A 15,567-nucleotide genomic window follows, 5' to 3' on the forward strand; every position below is an offset into this window, starting at 1 on the left:
GAGAAACACGCACACAACCTCCCTCATCTCGCCGGTCCGGTGGACTCGCGGACGACGAGCTGCGTCGGGAGTACGAGTTCGTCGGCCACCGCGACCCGCTCGTAGGCCTGCCGGGCGAGCATCTCGATGGCGCGCGCCCCGGCGTCCTCGGTGCGTTCGGCGAGCGTGGTGAGCGACGGCTGGCACAGGTCGGAGCCGAAGATGTTGTCGAAGCCGACCACACTCACGTGCTCCGGCACGGACACCCCGCGTTCCCGCATCCGGCGCAGCACGCCGATGGCGAGCATGTCGTTGTGGCACACCACCGCGGTGGCACCGGCGGCCACGGCGGCGTCGGCCGCGGCGGCACCGCCACCGAGCGTCGGCGAGTAGGGGCCGAAGCGACGCACCGCGATGCCGTGGGCCTGCGCCGCGGCCTGCAGACCGGCCCAGCGTCGCGCTCCCGACCACGACTCGGGCGGACCGCCGAGGAACAGCAACGAGCGGTGCCCGAGCGACGCGAGGTGGTCGACGATCTGCCGCGTTCCCGTCTCGTAATCGGCGACGACGCAGGAGATTCCGCGGATCGCGCGATTCACCAGGGTCACGGCGTCGAGTTCGGCGACGCGCCGCAGTTCGTCGTCGGGCATGCGGGCGGCCGCCAGGACGAAACCGTCGACGGCCGGCCCCAGCCGCCGGATGATGTGCGCTTCGGTGGTCGCGCTCTCCTGGGTGTCGGCGAGGACGAGGGTCCGGCCGGAGGCGACGGCGGCACGTTCGGCCCCTTTGATCACGCCCGAGAAGAAGGGGTTGGTGATGTCGGGGACGAGCAGCGCCAACGTGTTGGTGCGTCCCGATTCGAGGGCGCGGGCGGCGGGGTTGGGTGCATAGCCGAGCCGGTCGGCGACTTCGAGGATGTGGTCGCGGGTGGCGACGTTGACACGACCGGGGTTGGTGAAGGTCCGCGAGACCGTCGACGCCGCGACCCCTGCCTCGCGGGCCACATCGGTGATGGTGGCGCGTTTCCGGGAACGCGGGGAGGCCGACATACGGACAGTATGGCAAAAAATGGCAAACGATTGCCGTGGGCTGCGCCACACCCCTACCGTCCCTGTATCCGATACTGAAGACCCACCCCCGAGGCATCCGATGACTGAAAACACCACCGTGCAGCGCACGCCCCGCAAGGCGGCCCTCGCCGCGTGGAGCGGCAGCGCACTGGAGTACTACGACCTTGCGATCTACGGCACCGCCGCCGCGCTCGTCTTCCCGAAGATCTTCTTTCCGGAGGGCAACCAGGCGGTCGCGACCGTCGCGTCGCTCGCAACCTTCGGCGTCGCCTACGTCGCCCGCCCCTTCGGTTCCATCCTGATGGGGCACATCGGCGACCGTTTCGGCCGCAAACTGATCCTCGTGGGCACGCTGCTGCTCATGGGTGTCTCGACCTTCCTCATCGGCTGCCTGCCGACCTACGGGCAGGTCGGCATGCTCGCGCCGATCCTGCTGGTCACTCTGCGACTGCTCCAGGGCCTGTCGGCCGCGGGTGAGCAGGCCGGCGCGAATTCCATGTCGTTCGAACACGCCCCCGACGACAGACGCGGCTTCTTCACCAGCTGGACGCTGAGCGGCACGCAGGGCGGGCAGGTGCTCGCACCGCTGATGTTCCTGCCCGTGATCGCTCTCCTGTCCGAGGAGCAGCTGCAGTCGTGGGGCTGGCGTGTGCCCTTCTGGATCAGCGCCGTGATCGTGCTGGTCGGTTTCCTCATCCGCCGCAGCCTCGACGAGACGCCCGAGTTCCACGCCGAGAAGGCGCACGACGAGGCACCCAAGGCACCGCTCGCCGTGCTCTTCCGCCACCACTGGACCGGCGTCCTGCGCGTCTTCTTCGCAGCCTTCATCGCCATGGTCAACACGGCCTTCCAGGTGTTCGCCCTCAACTTCGCCACGGCCGACGAGTACGGCATCGGCATCAGCGACACCACGATGCTGTGGCTGGCGATCGTCGCCAACATCATCGCCGTGGGCACCATCCCCATGTGGGCCCTGCTGTCCGACCGCATCGGCCGCAAGCCGGTCTTCGTCACCGGCCTGATCGGCAGCGCCGTCATGGTGACGGCCTTCCTGTGGTCGATCTCCCGGGGCGACGTGCCGCTCGTGCTCGTCACCGGCATCCTGCTCGCCGGCGTGATCTACAGCATGCCGAACGCGGTGTGGCCCGCCACCTACGCCGAGTACTTCCCCACCAGCGTCCGCCTGTCGGGCATGGCGATCGGCACCCAGTTCGGCTTCGCGCTCGCCGGCTTCACCCCGGCCATCGCCGGGTCGCTCATGGACGGCAACGCCGACAACTGGTACCGCGTGGCCCTGTTCTGCGTCGGCGCCGTCGCCATCTCGCTGATCGCGGTGGCCACCGGACCGTCCGGAACCCACAAGATCCCCACCCGTGAGATCGGCCTGCTCCCCCACGATCGGAACACCGCGCCGGTCCCCGCCGGAGCGGCATCGTGAGTGTTCGTCCGACGATCGCCGTCCTCAACGGACCCAATCTCAACCTGCTCGGCACGCGTGAACCTCATCTCTACGGCACCGCGACGCTGGCGGACATCGAGAAGTCGTGCCGCCGCACCGCCGACGACCTGGGCTTCGACATCGACTTCCGGCAGAGCAACCACGAGGGCGCCCTCATCGACGCCGTCCACGAACTCCGCGAATCGGCGGCCGGTTTCGTGGTCAACGCCGCGGCCTACACGCACACCTCGGTCGCACTGCACGACGCGCTGGTGACCGTCGCGGCACCGATCGTGGAAGTGCACCTGACCAACGTCCACGCCCGCGAGGAGTTCCGGCACCACTCGTTCGTCGCTCCCGTCGCGAAGGCCGTGATCGCCGGATGCGGCCCCGACGGATACGACTTCGCCGTCCGTCACCTGGCCGCGCTCGCACTCGATACCGAGAAGAAGGAAAGCTCCCGATGACCACCGCAGCGCCCGCACGTACGTCCTTCCTGCTGGGCCTGTTCGGCGCCGGGATCGGCGGTTCGCTCACCCCCGCCATGCAGGAACGGGAAGGCTTCGCCTCGGGACTGAACCTGACCTACCGCCTCGTCGACGCCGAACGTCTCGGCTACGGCGCCGAGAACCTGGCCGAGATGCTCGACTGGGCACAGCGTTTCGGCTTCGACGGGCTCAACATCACGCACCCCTTCAAGCAGGTCGTCATCCCCCTGCTCGACGAGTTGTCCGACGACGCCCACGATCTCGGCGCGGTCAACACCGTGGTGTTCCGCGACGGTCGCGCACTCGGCCGCAATACCGACTGGTCCGGCTGGGGACGTGCGTTCCGCCGCCGGCTGCCCGAGGCCGTCTCCGACCGCGCCGTGCTGGTCGGGGCCGGCGGTGCCGGTTCGGCCGTCGGGTATGCGCTGCTCGAACAGGGCTCCGCGCACGTGTCCATCGTCGACGTCGACGTCGAGAAGGCGCAGGCCTGCGCGACCCGCCTGGCCAAGCGCTTCGGCGACGACCGGGTCCGCGCGACCACCGATCTCGCCGGGGCGCTGGCCTCGGCGCAGGGTCTGGTCAACGCGACCCCCACAGGCATGACCGGCCACCCCGGGCTGCCCGTCCCCGCCGAGCTCGTCCGCGAGGACCTGTGGGTCTCCGACGTCGTGTACTTCCCGCTCGAGACCGAACTGATCCACCTCGCCCGCTCCCGCGGATGCCGCGTGGTACCCGGTGGCGGCATGGCCGTCTTCCAGGCCGTGGGTGCCTTCGAGTACTTCACGGGCGTCGAACCCGACGCCGAACGAATGGTCCGACACTTCGAGGAGCTGACCAGCTGATGCGCCGCGGAATCGCCACCGTCTCGCTCTCCGGTGTTCTCGCCGACAAACTCGACGCGATCGCCGCTGCAGGATTCGACGGGATCGAGATCTTCGACAACGACCTGATCGCGTCGCCGCTGTCACCCGCCGAGGTGGCGAGGCGCTGCGCCGATCTCGGTCTGTCGATCGACCTGTTCCAGCCGATCCGCGACATCGAGGGCGTCGACCCGCGGCGGTTCCCCGACGTCCTGCACCGTGTCCGCCGCAAGCTCGAGGTGATGAACGAGCTCGGCGCGACGACCTTCCTGGCGTGCTCGAACGCGCTGCCGACCGCGATCGACGATCCGGGACTGTCCGCCGAACAGTTGCGCGCCGTCGGTGATCTCGCCGCCTCGCACGGGGTCACCTTCGCCTACGAGGCCCTCGCCTGGGGACGTCACGTCAACCGGGTCGGGCAGGCGTGGAATCTCGTCGAACGCGCCGACCACCCGGCCGTGACGCTGGCCGTGGACACCTTCCACATGCTCGCACGCGGCGATGACGGACGCGCCCTGGCCGGTATCCCCGGCGAACGCATCGGCTTCCTGCAGGTCGCCGACGCCCCGGTGCTCGACATGAACGTCCTCGAATGGAGCCGCCACTTCCGGTGCTTCCCGGGGCAAGGCATGCTCGACGTCTCCGGGGTGGTCGCGGCCGTGCTCGACGCCGGCTACGACGGGCCGCTCTCGCTCGAGGTCTTCAGCGACGTGGTGCGCGAAGCGGATCCGCATGTGACCGCGCGCGACGCGATGCGGTCGCTGCTGTTCCTCGAGGACCGGCTCGGTACGCGGGTCACCGGACCCGCACGCGAGAAGGTGACGGTCGCACCGCCGCTTCCGGCGCGGACCGACGCGGCGTTCGTCGAATTCGCCGACCCCGACCGCTCCGATTACCCGGCACTGCTCACCGGACTCGGATTCCACGTCGCCGGCCGGCACCGCAGCAAGCCCGTCGTGTGGTGGCGCAACGGCGGCGCGAACATCGTCCTCAACGAGGAGCCCGCGCCGGGCCCCGCCGCGACCGCGCTGGGTCTCGTCGCCCCCGACGTCGCCGCGGTGGCCGAACGCGCCGCGAGCCTGCTGTGGCCCGCGGTCGACCGCACCCGAGGGGAGGGCGAAGCAGGCCTGCCGGGCATCACCTCCCCCTCCGGACTGCACGTCTTCGTCAGCGCCGAGCCGGGGCAGCCCGACGACTGGCACAACGACTTCGTGTCCGACGATGCCGCGGGCACTTCCGTGGCCGACGAGGGGTGGCTCGGTCTCGACCACGTCGACGTGACGGTCGCGGCGGACGATCTGAACCAGGAGCTGTCGTTCTTCCGCACTCTGTTCGGACTGCGGCCGGAGGACCCCGAGGAGTACATCCAGCCGCAGGGCCGCCTGCGCATCCGCGCACTGCGCGCGGAGAAGGGTGACCTGCGGGTCGCGCTGAACGTCTCCGAGACCGGTGCTGCGCCACAGCCGCACGGCGTGACCCAGCTGGCCTTCGCCACGGCCGACGTCGTCGACGCGGTACGGCACGCACGTGCGCGCGGCGTGGAGTTCCTCCGGCCGCCCGCGAACTACTACGCCGATCTCGACGCGCGGTTCGTGCTCGACCCCGACCTGCTCACCGTCCTGCAGGACAACGGACTGCTCTACGACCGCAACGACGACGGCGGCGAATTCCTGCACGCCTACACACTCCCGGTGCAGGGCGGTTTCCAGGTCGAACTCCTCGAACGGCGCGGCGGCTACACCGGATACGGCTCCCCCAACGCGCACGTCCGGCTCGCCGCTGCTGCCCGCGCAGGATCAGCGGTCGCGTAGCCAGGCCACGATCGTCGCTACGGTGTCGTCGTTGTCGCGGATCCATCCGTTGTGGCCCAGTGCCCGCGGGTTGTGCCACCGGGCGACGTCGGCGGAGGGCAGCTTCTCGAGCAGGTGCTGCGCCGACGCGACCGGGGTGAGGTCGTCGTCTTCGATCGTGATCGACAGGACGGGCAGCGTGAGACGCCCGACCCGTTCCTCGTAGTCGATGTCCGCACCGGCCGGTTCGAACCGGCCGGTGCGGGCCAGTCGCGCCCAGTCGGAGATCAGCACGCGCGACTGCCGGCCGAAACCGGCGACGTCGATGCGGTCGCCGGGCCAGAAACCGGCCACCGCGGCGGTCAGCGACATCGCCGTCGACCCGAGCCACAGTCCCGGTCCGCGGATGCCCGCGTGGTGGCGGTAGTAGGGCGTGCCCGAGGCGACGAGGATCAGTCCGCCGAGTCGGCCGCGGATGCGTGCGGCGTAGAGCACCCCGAGTTGGCCGCCCATGGAGTGGCCGAGCAGGTACGGCGTCGAGTCGGGGAAGCGCTCCCGCACCACCTCGAAGACAGCGGGGAAGTGCGTCGCGACGATCTCGTGGTAGCCGTAGGTGCTGTCGGGTCCGGGCCTCGGACGGCTGTCGCCCTGGCCGGCCAGTTCACAGATCGCCGCGTCGAATCCGTGCTCGGTGATCGCCTGCGCGAACGGCTCGTAGTAACCGGCCGGGATGCCGAGCCCCGGCACGATCACCACGACGACGCGGGAGGCGTCGCGACGTGTCTCGTGCTCGTGGTCGGGTCCCGCGAAGAGGCGCACCGGGGCCGTGGTGCCCCCGGGAAGCTGGATCGGTACGGTCTCCACCGGCCCAGACTAGGCCGATCCGGACGCGGCGGGTGCCGGTTTCCCCAGTGTCCCTGCCATCCCGAGTCCGGAATTCAGGGTCGGGATGGGGGTCGTGCCCGGATGTGCTCGGGCCGGGTCGCGGCGGACGATCGAAATGTCCGGTCCAGCACCCCTTCGGAGGAACCCATGCGTACTCTTGCCACCCGCTCCCATCTCGCGACCGCAGCCGTCCTGTCGCTCGGCACCACCGCAGTACTGCTCGGAACAGGAACTGCCGCAGCACAACCCGCGCCCGGTGTGGTCGGCATGAGCGAGCAGGCCGCGGTCGCCGTGCTCGCCGCGGAGGGTGTGCCGTACTCGATCGTCAACCGGTCCGGTTCCGCCGGCGGCGACTGCACCGTGACCGCTCAGCGCGACCGGGGATACCGGACCGAGGTCGAGTACGAATACGACAGTGACGACAACGACTTCGATCGTGTCGAACGTCAGGTGTGGCGCGGGGTCGGCCTGACGGTCGTGTGCCGCTGACGACTCCCTGCGGTCAGTCCAGACCGAAACCGCGCTCCCGCAGAGCTTCCCGCATCTGTTCCCTGCTCCCGAGCGCGCCGGGCGACGCGAAGCGCCCGAGTACACGTTCGACCCAGCTCTCCGCCAGACCCTGATCGCGGTAGAAGCCGGAGATCTCCTCCTCGTATACGGCGAGGCCGGCATCCCGCTCCTCGGTCGAGTACTGCTCGCGATGCAGCACCACATCCTGACCCAAGCGCGGCTTGACCTCCGACTCCACCTCGGGATCGGGACGGCCCACCACCAGCCCGACCACAGCGAAACTGTGGTCGGGCAGAGCCAGTTCTGCGGCCACGTCACGCGGATGGTTGCGGATGGCCCCGATGTAGACGGTGCCGAGACCGAGCGATTCCGCGGCGAGCACCGCATTCTGTGCGGCGAGCGCGGCATCGACCACCCCGAGCAGCGCGGACTCCACGTAGTCGACGTTGACGAGGTCCTTGTCGTGCTGCTCGGCGACCCGCGCCGCGCGGGCGAGGTCGGCCACCCACACGAGCAGCAGTGGAGCGTCACGCACCGCCGGCTGGTTGCCGGCGAGAGTCGCGATCCGGGCGAGCCGGTCGCGGTCGGTGACGGCCACGACGCTCCACAACTGCAGGTTGCTCGAGCTCGCGGCGGAGGAGGCCGCGGCCACGATCGCGCGCAGATCGTCCTCGGAGACGGCCTCGGGAAGGAACTTTCGCACGGAGCGATGCGCCAGCTGGAGAGCGATGACGTCGTTCCACGCGCCGGAACCACCGCGGCCGGCCACCTGCTCGGCGGCCCGGGTGCCGTACCTGCGGCGCAGTGCGGCGAGCTGTTCGTCCAGGACGACGTCGGTCATGGTGGGAGATCTCCTTCTGATCGGCAATACCGACGGTCGAGTCTGCCTCCTCGCGTCCCGGCCGCCGAGCATTGCCCTCAGCATGATTTCAGCGTTGTCCGGGCCGGCTCGTCCGACCGACCCCGAGACGAAGATCAGGGTGAAGATCCGGGCCGTTCCCGGATGTGCCGAGACCGTTACGGCGACAGGATGAATACATGAACTTCGAGAACCAGGCCCCCCGTCCCTTCACCCGCTCCTCGTCCCAGCGCATGCTCGGTGGTGTGTGCGCCGGACTGGCCGAGTACTTCAACGTCGACCTCAACCTCGTGCGTGCAGGCGCAGTCCTCGCAGCCTTCGTCACGGGCGGCACCGCCGTGTTGCTCTACCTCGCCCTGTGGATGCTGATCCCCGAGAACTGATCCGGGTCACGGGGTCGGCCGAGACGACGACACCCCCGGCGGAGATCCGCCGGGGGTGTCGTATTCCGCTGCGAGGCAGCGGCACAGCTGTTCAGCTCAGCAGGAACTACTGGCCGAGGCCGAGAACGGCACTGCCGGTCTCGAGCAGGGTGCCGAGCAGTTCGGTGCCGCCGAGCAGTTCGAGGGCAGAGCCGATGAGTTCGATGACGTCCATGTGAATCTCCTTCGTCCGATCACATACCGGACGGGTCTCGTCCGATTGCTTTTCGCCTACCCGGAATTCCGATCGGAATTCCGTCGGGCTCGCCTCAATTCTCAACACATTCGACGTGCCTGCGCGACCCGAGAATACGCAAATCGGATGTGATGACATTCACACTTGCAGAGAAGCTGGGAAGAGCTCACATATGCCCAGCTCACAGCGTCAAGGAAAGAAAACGGAACGTCCGTACCCAATTATTTCTGTTTGAATTCGACATTTCCGTTCGACCCGATTCATCCCGTTCGCCGACCGATTACGGCGAATCGACCGATCCATCGGTCGAATAACGACCGAAAGAAGATGCCCGATTCGACCGGGATCGAATCGGGCATTTCCGGTGGATCGTCCGGGACCTCTACAGTCCGACCGCCTGCGACAGAAGCGGCCACGAGTTGCGCAGATCGTCCTCCCAGTAGTCCCAGGAGTGCGTACCCGCCGGACGCAGGTCGATCCGGGCGGGGATGTCCAACTCCTCGAGTCGCTGGGCCATCCGCCGGGTGCAGTGGTGGACCGCCGCCTCGATGCTGCCGCCGACGACCACCTGCCCGACGAGCCCGATCGGGTCGTTGTTCACCGACCGCGATCCGAGCCGCTCGTACTGCCCGGGCAGACCCGAACCCGACGAGATGTACAGGTCGATACCGCGGAGCTTCTCGGCCTGGAGGTAGGGATCGTTCTCGATCCAGGCCGGATCACCGACCGGGCCCCACATGTTCTCGGGGTCGCCACCCTTGACGCGTACGACGGCCTGCACGTAGGACTGCCCCAGCGGCGTGCTCGTCTCGGCGCATCCGCTGTATGCCCCGACCGCCTCGTACAGCTCGGGGGCCGTCGTGGCGAGGCCGAGCACCGACGTCCCCGACATCGACAGACCCGCAATCGCGTTGCGTCCCGACGTCCCGAACTCCCTGTCGATGACCGGCGGGAGTTCGTGCGTCAGGAAGGTCGTCCACATGTTGCGGCCGAGCGCGGGATCGTCGTTGCGCCAATCGGTGTAGTAGCTGTAGCCGCCGAGGAGCGGCGTGACGACGTTGATGTTCTTGTCCGAGAAGAAGTTCTCGACGTCGGTCTGCTTCTCCCAGGTGGCGATTCCCTGCCCGCCTCCCGAGCCGTTGAGCAGGTAGAGGGTGGGGCGCGGTTCGCTCGCGTCGGCGGGCGTCCGGACCCGGAGGGGGATCACCTTGTCCATCGACGGCGAGTAGACGTTGGCGATGACGGTGCGGTCGCTCTCGCGCTCGACAGAGGTCAGCTCCCCCACCGGTCGCTGATCGTCGGCTTCCACCGGCTGCGCGAGAGCACCTCCGGGAGCCGCGAGGACCATCGACGTTCCCATCGCCACCGTGAGCAGTACCCGCCGTAACCAGGACGACCGCATATTCTCTTCCCCTCGTCGATCCGTCTGTCTGCGCACCTCGGACCGGTTGCGGATCGGTACGAACCTCCGGAACCGCATGAAGTGACACTTTCGTGACATTCATCGTCCGCGGAGCGCGTTTCGTAACGAATATGTGATCGTTCGGTACGGGAGGCCGGAACGATCGGGGAAGAGCACGAGGCCCGACCCCACCGGAGTGGGATCGGGCCTCGTGTGGCTCAGCGGCGGATCGGAAGTCCTCTCCGCCCGCAGGGGCGGATCAGAAGTCCTCTCCGTCCGCAGGGGCGGATCAGAAGTCCATGCCGCCCATGCCGCCGGTCGGGTCGCCCGCGGGAGCGGCGGCCTTCTCCGGCTTGTCGGCGACGACGGCCTCGGTCGTCAGGAACAGAGCCGCGATCGACGCAGCGTTCTGCAGCGCCGAGCGGGTGACCTTGACCGGGTCGTTGATGCCCGCTTCGAGCAGGTCCTCGTAGTCGCCGGTCGCAGCGTTGAGGCCGTGGCCGGCCTCGAGGTTGCGGACCTTTTCGGCGACGACGCCGGGCTCGAGGCCGGCGTTGAAGGCGATCTGCTTCAGCGGCGCCTCGAGAGCGACCTTGACGATGTTGGCACCCGTGGCCTCGTCGCCCTCGAGCTTGAGGTCGTCGAGAACCGGAGCGGCCTGCAGCAGGGCCACGCCACCACCGGCGACGATGCCCTCTTCGACGGCAGCCTTCGCGTTGCGGACGGCGTCCTCGATGCGGTGCTTGCGCTCCTTGAGCTCGACCTCGGTCGCGGCACCGGCCTTGATGACGGCGACGCCGCCGGCCAGCTTCGCGAGGCGCTCCTGCAGCTTCTCACGGTCGTAGTCCGAATCCGACGCCTCGATCTCGGCGCGGATCTGGTTGACGCGACCGGCGATGGCGTCGGGATCGCCCGCGCCCTCGACGATGGTGGTCTCGTCCTTGGTGACGACGACCTTGCGGGCCTGGCCGAGCAGCTCGATGCCGGCGGTCTCGAGGGAGAGGCCGACCTCTTCGCTGACGACCTCGCCACCGGTGAGGATGGCGATGTCGGCGAGCTGGGCCTTGCGGCGGTCACCGAAGCCCGGAGCCTTGACGGCAACCGACTTGAAGGTGCCGCGGATCTTGTTGAGGACCAGGGTGGACAGAGCCTCACCCTCGACGTCCTCGGCGATGATCAGCAGCGGCTTGCCCGACTGGATGACCTTCTCGAGCAGCGGCAGCAGGTCCTTGACCGTGGAGATCTTGGAGCTGACGAGCAGGATGTAGGGATCCTCGAGCACGGCCTCCTGACGCTCTGCGTCGGTGGCGAAGTAGAGGGAGATGTAGCCCTTGTCGAAGCGCATGCCCTCGGTCAGCTCGAGCTGGAGGCCGAAGGTGTTGGACTCCTCGACGGTGATGACGCCTTCCTTGCCCACCTTGTCGATGGCCTCGGCGATGAGCTCACCGATCGCGGGGTCGCCGGCGGAGATGCCTGCGGTGGCGGCGATCTGCTCCTTGGTCTCGACCTCCTTGGCGGTGTCGAGCAGCTTGGCGGTGACGGCCTCGACGGCCTTCTCGATGCCGCGCTTCAGGCCGAGGGGGTTGGCGCCCGCAGCAACGTTGCGCAGACCCTCACGGACGAGCGCCTGGGCGAGCACGGTAGCGGTGGTGGTGCCGTCACCCGCGACGTCGTCGGTCTTCTTGGCAACTTCCTTGACCAGCTCGGCGCCGATCTTCTCGTACGGATCCTCGAGCTCGATCTCCTTGGCGATGGACACACCATCGTTGGTGATCGTGGGGGCGCCCCACTTCTTCTCGAGAACGACGTTGCGACCCTTGGGGCCCAACGTCACCTTGACTGCGTCGGCGAGGCTGTTGAGGCCCCGCTCGAGGCCGCGACGGGCCTCTTCGTCGAACGCGATGATCTTGGCCATTGCGAAGTGATCCTCCGGGTATGGGGGTGACACCGGAGCGATCGCTCGTCGGATCGCTCCATGTACGCCTTCGGCCGGAAGCAGTGCCCGCGACGGACGACCAGGGGTGTCGAAAACCCGGTCTCACCCTACCGACCTGGCACTCACGTGTTGCGAGTGCTAAGTGCATTCTTAGCACTCGGGGGTGGCGAGTGCAAGATTACCGGCGCCTGCCACCCCCGTCACGAAATCCGCGAAGACCGACTACACGGTCGTCCGGATCATCGGTGCGGCGCTCGCTCAGCGCGGCGTCGAACCGACCCCCACGGCGCACCACTGCCCCGTCGCGGTGTTGACCGCGAACGACTGGGCTCCGACGCACGTGACGCCGGTGGTGTCGGCCGTGGCGCCCGACCCGTAGCCGGCCACCGACAGGGTCGTCGCCGGACCCTGCGCCCACGAGTGGCTCAGTCCGCCGCCGAGCGCGTAGGCGAACGAACGGCCGCCGTCACGGGCTGCACTGAGCGCCGTGCCGAAGCCCGTCGCGTGGGCTTCGGCGGCACCGGCCGACTCGGCGACCGACACCGCGGTGCCGCTGTCGGCCGCATACGCGCGAGCGAAGGCGTCCTCGGCGGTGGCACCGCAGCTGGCGGTATCGGACACCAGGATGTCGTTGGCAGAAGGAGGCGACACACAGGTCACCGGCGCCGCTGCGGCGGTACCCCCACCGAACAGCGCAGCCGAGGCCACACCGACGGCGACGAGCACACCGGCCCGGAACGAACGGCGCGCGGTGAGAACGGATCGGAAGGAACGAATGGACAAGAACGGGCTCCTCTGCACTGGAGTGCCTCTTCGCGAAAGGCTGCGTCTGCGCGAACTGGGGAACGAGCGCCCCGCGCGAACGGGGGGCCGGCGCCCCGGCGGTAGGGTACCGATCACATGCGTCTCACGCGAGACCACGTGTCACAGACTGTCGAGGAGCCCCGGGAGATCGGCGACGGAGTCGATGACGTGGTCGGGACGATCGACCGCCAGGTCCAGGACGGATTGCCGAAACTTTCCGGTACGCACCAGGATTCCCGTCATACCGAGGCGTTGCCCCGGGACGACCTCGCCAGCGATGTCGTCGCCGACGACCACCATCCGATCCGGTTCGACACCCATCCGCTCCGACGCGACGAGGAAGCCGCGCAGCGACGGCTTGCCCACCGCCACCACCGACCGGCCGGTGAGCTCCTCGAGTCCGGCCAGGTAGACCCCGGTGTCGATGCGCAACCCGTCGGCGGCCTGCCACGCGAGAGCCCGGTGCATCGCGACCACCGGGACGTCCTCGAGCATCAGTTCGGCGACGCGACTCATCGCCCGGTGCGTGAAGGCATCCCCCGCGCCACCGAGGATCACCACTTCCGGATCGTCCTCGTCCAGCACGAGACCGTCGAGATCGGCGGCGATGTCGCCCTCGTTGAGGACCCAGCAGCGCAGACCCGGATAGGTCTGCCGAACGTGGTCGACGGTGAGGGACACCGCGGTGACGATCTCGTCCGGCGAGACCTCCATCCCGAGATCGGTGAGCCGCTGCGCGATCTCGGCGCACGTCCGGGAGGTGGTGTTGGTGAGGAAGGCGCGACGGACGCCGTCGGCACGCAGTCGTGCCAGGACGTCCGCCGCGCCCGGGACGGGCTGCCACTCGGTGACGAGCACGCCCTCGATATCGAACAACACCCCGTCCACACGCGTCATGCATCGAGCCTATCCGCGTGCGTGCCCACGGCGACAGGCTCGGCTCACACGCTTCCGGCGAGACGTTCGGCGAGCAGGCGGGTGAACCGCGCCGGATCCTCCACCTCGCCACCCTCGGCGATCAGCGCCATGCCGTGGAGCAGCTCGGCGACGTCGGCGAGCGAGGCATCGTCCGGACGCTGTTCCCGGGCCGTGCGCAGACCCGACACGAGCGGGTGACCGGGGTTGAGTTCGAGGATCCTCTTGACCCGCGGCACCGGCTGACCGGACGCCTTGTACATCCGCTCGAGCGCGGGCGACATGCTGAAGGTGTCGCCGACGATGCACGCCGGGGAGGACGTCAGGCGCGACGAGAGCCGCACGTCCTTGACCTGCTCGTCGAGGGTCTCCTTCATCCACGACAGCAGGTCGCCGAACTCCTTCTCCTTCTCCTCGCGTTCGGCTTCGGCGGCCTTCTTCTCGTCCTCGGTACCGAGGTCGACGTCGCCCTTGGCGATCGACTGGAAGCGCTTGCCCTCGAACTCCGGAACGGAGGTCACCCACATCTCGTCGACGGGGTCGGTCAGGAGCAGCACCTCGATGCCCTTGTCGCGGAACGCCTCCATGTGCGGGGAGCTCTCGAGCAGCTGGCGCGACTCGCCGGTCAGGTAGTAGATCGCGTCCTGGCCGTCCTTCATACGCTCGACGTAACCGGCGAGCGTGGTCTGCTCCTCCTCGCTCGCCGTCGAGTCGAACGACGAGATCGCCAGCAGCGTGTCGCGGTTGTCGGTGTCGGAGATCAGGCCTTCCTTGACGACCCGGCCGAACTCGCGCCAGAACTTCGTGTACTTCTCGGGTTCCTTCGCGGCCATGTCCTTGACGGTCGCGAGGACCTTCTTCGTCAGGCGGCGACGGATGGCCCGGATTTGCCGGTCCTGCTGCAGAATCTCACGAGAGACGTTGAGCGACAGGTCCTGTGCGTCGACCACACCCTTGACGAAACGCAGGTACTCGGGGACGAGATCCTCGCAGTCGTCCATGATGAACACGCGCTTGACGTACAACTGCACGCCGGTGCGCCGTTCGCGGGCGAACAGGTCGAAGGGCGCGTGCTCCGGGATGAACAGCAGCGCCTGGTATTCGAAGGTGCCCTCGGCCTTGAGCGGGATGATCTCGAGCGGCTCGTCCCAGGCATGGGCGATGTGCTTGTAGAAGTCCTTGTACTCGTCCTCGGAGACCTCGTCCTTCGAGCGCGCCCACAACGCCTTCTGCGAGTTGAGGGTCTTGGTCTCGAAGGTCACCTCGTCGGTGCCGTCCTCCGACTTCGTGGTGCGCGAGACCTCCATGCGGATCGGCCACGCGATGAAATCCGAGTACTTCTTGACGATCTCCTCGAGCTTCCACTGCGAGGTGTAATCGAACAGGTGGTCCTCGGCATCCTCGGGCTTGAGATGCAGGATCACCGAGGTGCCCTGGGGCGCGTCGTCGACCTCGGCGATCGTGTAGGTGGATTCGCCGCTGGACTCCCAGCGCGTACCGGTCTTCTCCCCGGCCTTGCGGGTGACGAGCGTGACCTTGTCGGCGACCATGAACGACGAATAGAAGCCGATACCGAACTGGCCGATCAACTCCTCGGAAGCGGCGGCGTCCTTGGCCTCGCGCAGCTTCTGCCGGAGTTCGCCGGTGCCGGACTTCGCGAGGGTGCCGATGAGATCGACGACCTCGTCGCGGTTCATGCCGATGCCGTTGTCGCGCACGGTCAGGGTGCGCGCATCCTTGTCCACCTCGAGCTCGACGTGCAGGTCGGAGGTGTCGACGTCGAGATCCTTGTTTCGGAACGACTCCAGCCGGAGCTTGTCCAGGGCGTCCGACGCGTTGGAGATCAACTCGCGCAGGAAGGTGTCCTTGTTCGAGTAGATCGAGTGGATCATCAGATCCAGCAACTGCCGCGTCTCGGCCTGGAATTCACGCTGTTCGACGTTCGTACTCATTCCGGGTTCCCTTTCCACAAGCAGAACTTCCCCGGAAATAGTAAGCCGTCCGCGAGTCCGG

The 15,567-nt window shown here is 68.0% G+C and carries 14 protein-coding genes; 6 read left to right on the top strand and 8 right to left on the bottom strand.

Annotated elements, in window-relative coordinates:
• Window positions 1-23 precede the first annotated feature (23 nt).
• Window positions 24-1,028, bottom strand: coding sequence for a LacI family DNA-binding transcriptional regulator (locus C6Y44_RS19470; RefSeq protein ID WP_120280132.1), 1,005 nt, complete (start codon window positions 1,026-1,028; stop codon window positions 24-26).
• 100 nt (window positions 1,029-1,128) lie between these two features.
• On the opposite strand from C6Y44_RS19470, the gene C6Y44_RS19475 reads away from it, so the two are divergent.
• The 4 genes from C6Y44_RS19475 to C6Y44_RS19490 are packed head-to-tail and all read left to right on the top strand — an operon-like array spanning window position 1,129 to window position 5,646.
• On the top strand, window positions 1,129-2,487 hold the full coding sequence (locus C6Y44_RS19475) for an MFS transporter (protein ID WP_159417694.1): 1,359 nt from the start codon (window positions 1,129-1,131) through the stop codon (window positions 2,485-2,487).
• Entirely contained in the window at window positions 2,484-2,954 is a 471-nt protein-coding gene (gene aroQ / locus C6Y44_RS19480; protein WP_159417693.1) for a type II 3-dehydroquinate dehydratase, read from the top strand. The genes C6Y44_RS19475 and aroQ overlap by 4 nt, the downstream gene beginning before the upstream one ends.
• A complete protein-coding gene (locus C6Y44_RS19485; protein WP_019291127.1) occupies window positions 2,951-3,817 on the top strand; it encodes a shikimate dehydrogenase in 867 nt (288 codons plus the stop codon). Before aroQ ends, C6Y44_RS19485 begins: the two co-directional genes overlap by 4 nt.
• Window positions 3,817-5,646 (top strand): bifunctional sugar phosphate isomerase/epimerase/4-hydroxyphenylpyruvate dioxygenase family protein, encoded by a 1,830-nt coding sequence (locus tag C6Y44_RS19490; protein ID WP_159417692.1) that lies wholly within the window; start codon window positions 3,817-3,819, stop codon window positions 5,644-5,646. The genes C6Y44_RS19485 and C6Y44_RS19490 overlap by 1 nt, the downstream gene beginning before the upstream one ends.
• On the opposite strand, the gene C6Y44_RS19495 is transcribed toward C6Y44_RS19490, so the two are convergent.
• Window positions 5,632-6,489: an alpha/beta hydrolase family protein gene (locus C6Y44_RS19495; protein ID WP_159417691.1), complete on the bottom strand. Its 858-nt coding sequence runs from the start codon at window positions 6,487-6,489 to the stop codon at window positions 5,632-5,634. The genes C6Y44_RS19490 and C6Y44_RS19495 overlap by 15 nt on opposite strands.
• Before the next feature lie 168 nt (window positions 6,490-6,657).
• On the opposite strand from C6Y44_RS19495, the gene C6Y44_RS19500 reads away from it, so the two are divergent.
• On the top strand, window positions 6,658-6,999 hold the full coding sequence (locus C6Y44_RS19500; protein WP_159417690.1) for a hypothetical protein: 342 nt from the start codon (window positions 6,658-6,660) through the stop codon (window positions 6,997-6,999).
• A gap of 13 nt (window positions 7,000-7,012) precedes the next feature.
• Here the strand turns inward: C6Y44_RS19500 and C6Y44_RS19505 are convergent, their stop codons facing one another.
• Window positions 7,013-7,861 (bottom strand): NADPH-dependent oxidoreductase, encoded by an 849-nt coding sequence (locus C6Y44_RS19505; protein WP_159417689.1) that lies wholly within the window; start codon window positions 7,859-7,861, stop codon window positions 7,013-7,015.
• 197 nt (window positions 7,862-8,058) lie between these two features.
• On the opposite strand from C6Y44_RS19505, the gene C6Y44_RS19510 reads away from it, so the two are divergent.
• The gene (locus tag C6Y44_RS19510) at window positions 8,059-8,262 is read left to right on the top strand and encodes a PspC domain-containing protein (protein ID WP_006553621.1); all 204 of its coding nucleotides are present in this window, start codon (window positions 8,059-8,061) and stop codon (window positions 8,260-8,262) included.
• A 617-nt stretch (window positions 8,263-8,879) separates the two neighbouring features.
• Here the strand turns inward: C6Y44_RS19510 and C6Y44_RS19515 are convergent.
• The 5 genes from C6Y44_RS19515 to htpG form a co-directional block, all read right to left on the bottom strand.
• Complete coding sequence (locus tag C6Y44_RS19515) at window positions 8,880-9,899, bottom strand: alpha/beta hydrolase (protein ID WP_120280139.1); 1,020 nt, start codon at window positions 9,897-9,899, stop codon at window positions 8,880-8,882.
• Window positions 9,900-10,188: 289 nt separating this feature from the next.
• Window positions 10,189-11,814, bottom strand: a complete 1,626-nt coding sequence (groL, locus tag C6Y44_RS19520; RefSeq protein ID WP_016932760.1) for a chaperonin GroEL — start codon at window positions 11,812-11,814, stop codon at window positions 10,189-10,191.
• Window positions 11,815-12,093: 279 nt separating this feature from the next.
• On the bottom strand, window positions 12,094-12,618 hold the full coding sequence (locus tag C6Y44_RS19525) for a DUF6764 family protein (protein ID WP_016691625.1): 525 nt from the start codon (window positions 12,616-12,618) through the stop codon (window positions 12,094-12,096).
• 141 nt (window positions 12,619-12,759) lie between these two features.
• Complete coding sequence (locus C6Y44_RS19530; RefSeq protein WP_088897001.1) at window positions 12,760-13,536, bottom strand: HAD-IIA family hydrolase; 777 nt, start codon at window positions 13,534-13,536, stop codon at window positions 12,760-12,762.
• A 44-nt stretch (window positions 13,537-13,580) separates the two neighbouring features.
• Complete coding sequence (gene htpG / locus C6Y44_RS19535) at window positions 13,581-15,506, bottom strand: molecular chaperone HtpG (RefSeq protein ID WP_192378513.1); 1,926 nt, start codon at window positions 15,504-15,506, stop codon at window positions 13,581-13,583.
• Window positions 15,507-15,567: the final 61 nt, after the last annotated feature.

The sequence above is a fragment of the Rhodococcus rhodochrous genome, assembly GCF_014854695.1.
In the GTDB taxonomy this organism is placed as follows: domain Bacteria; phylum Actinomycetota; class Actinomycetes; order Mycobacteriales; family Mycobacteriaceae; genus Rhodococcus.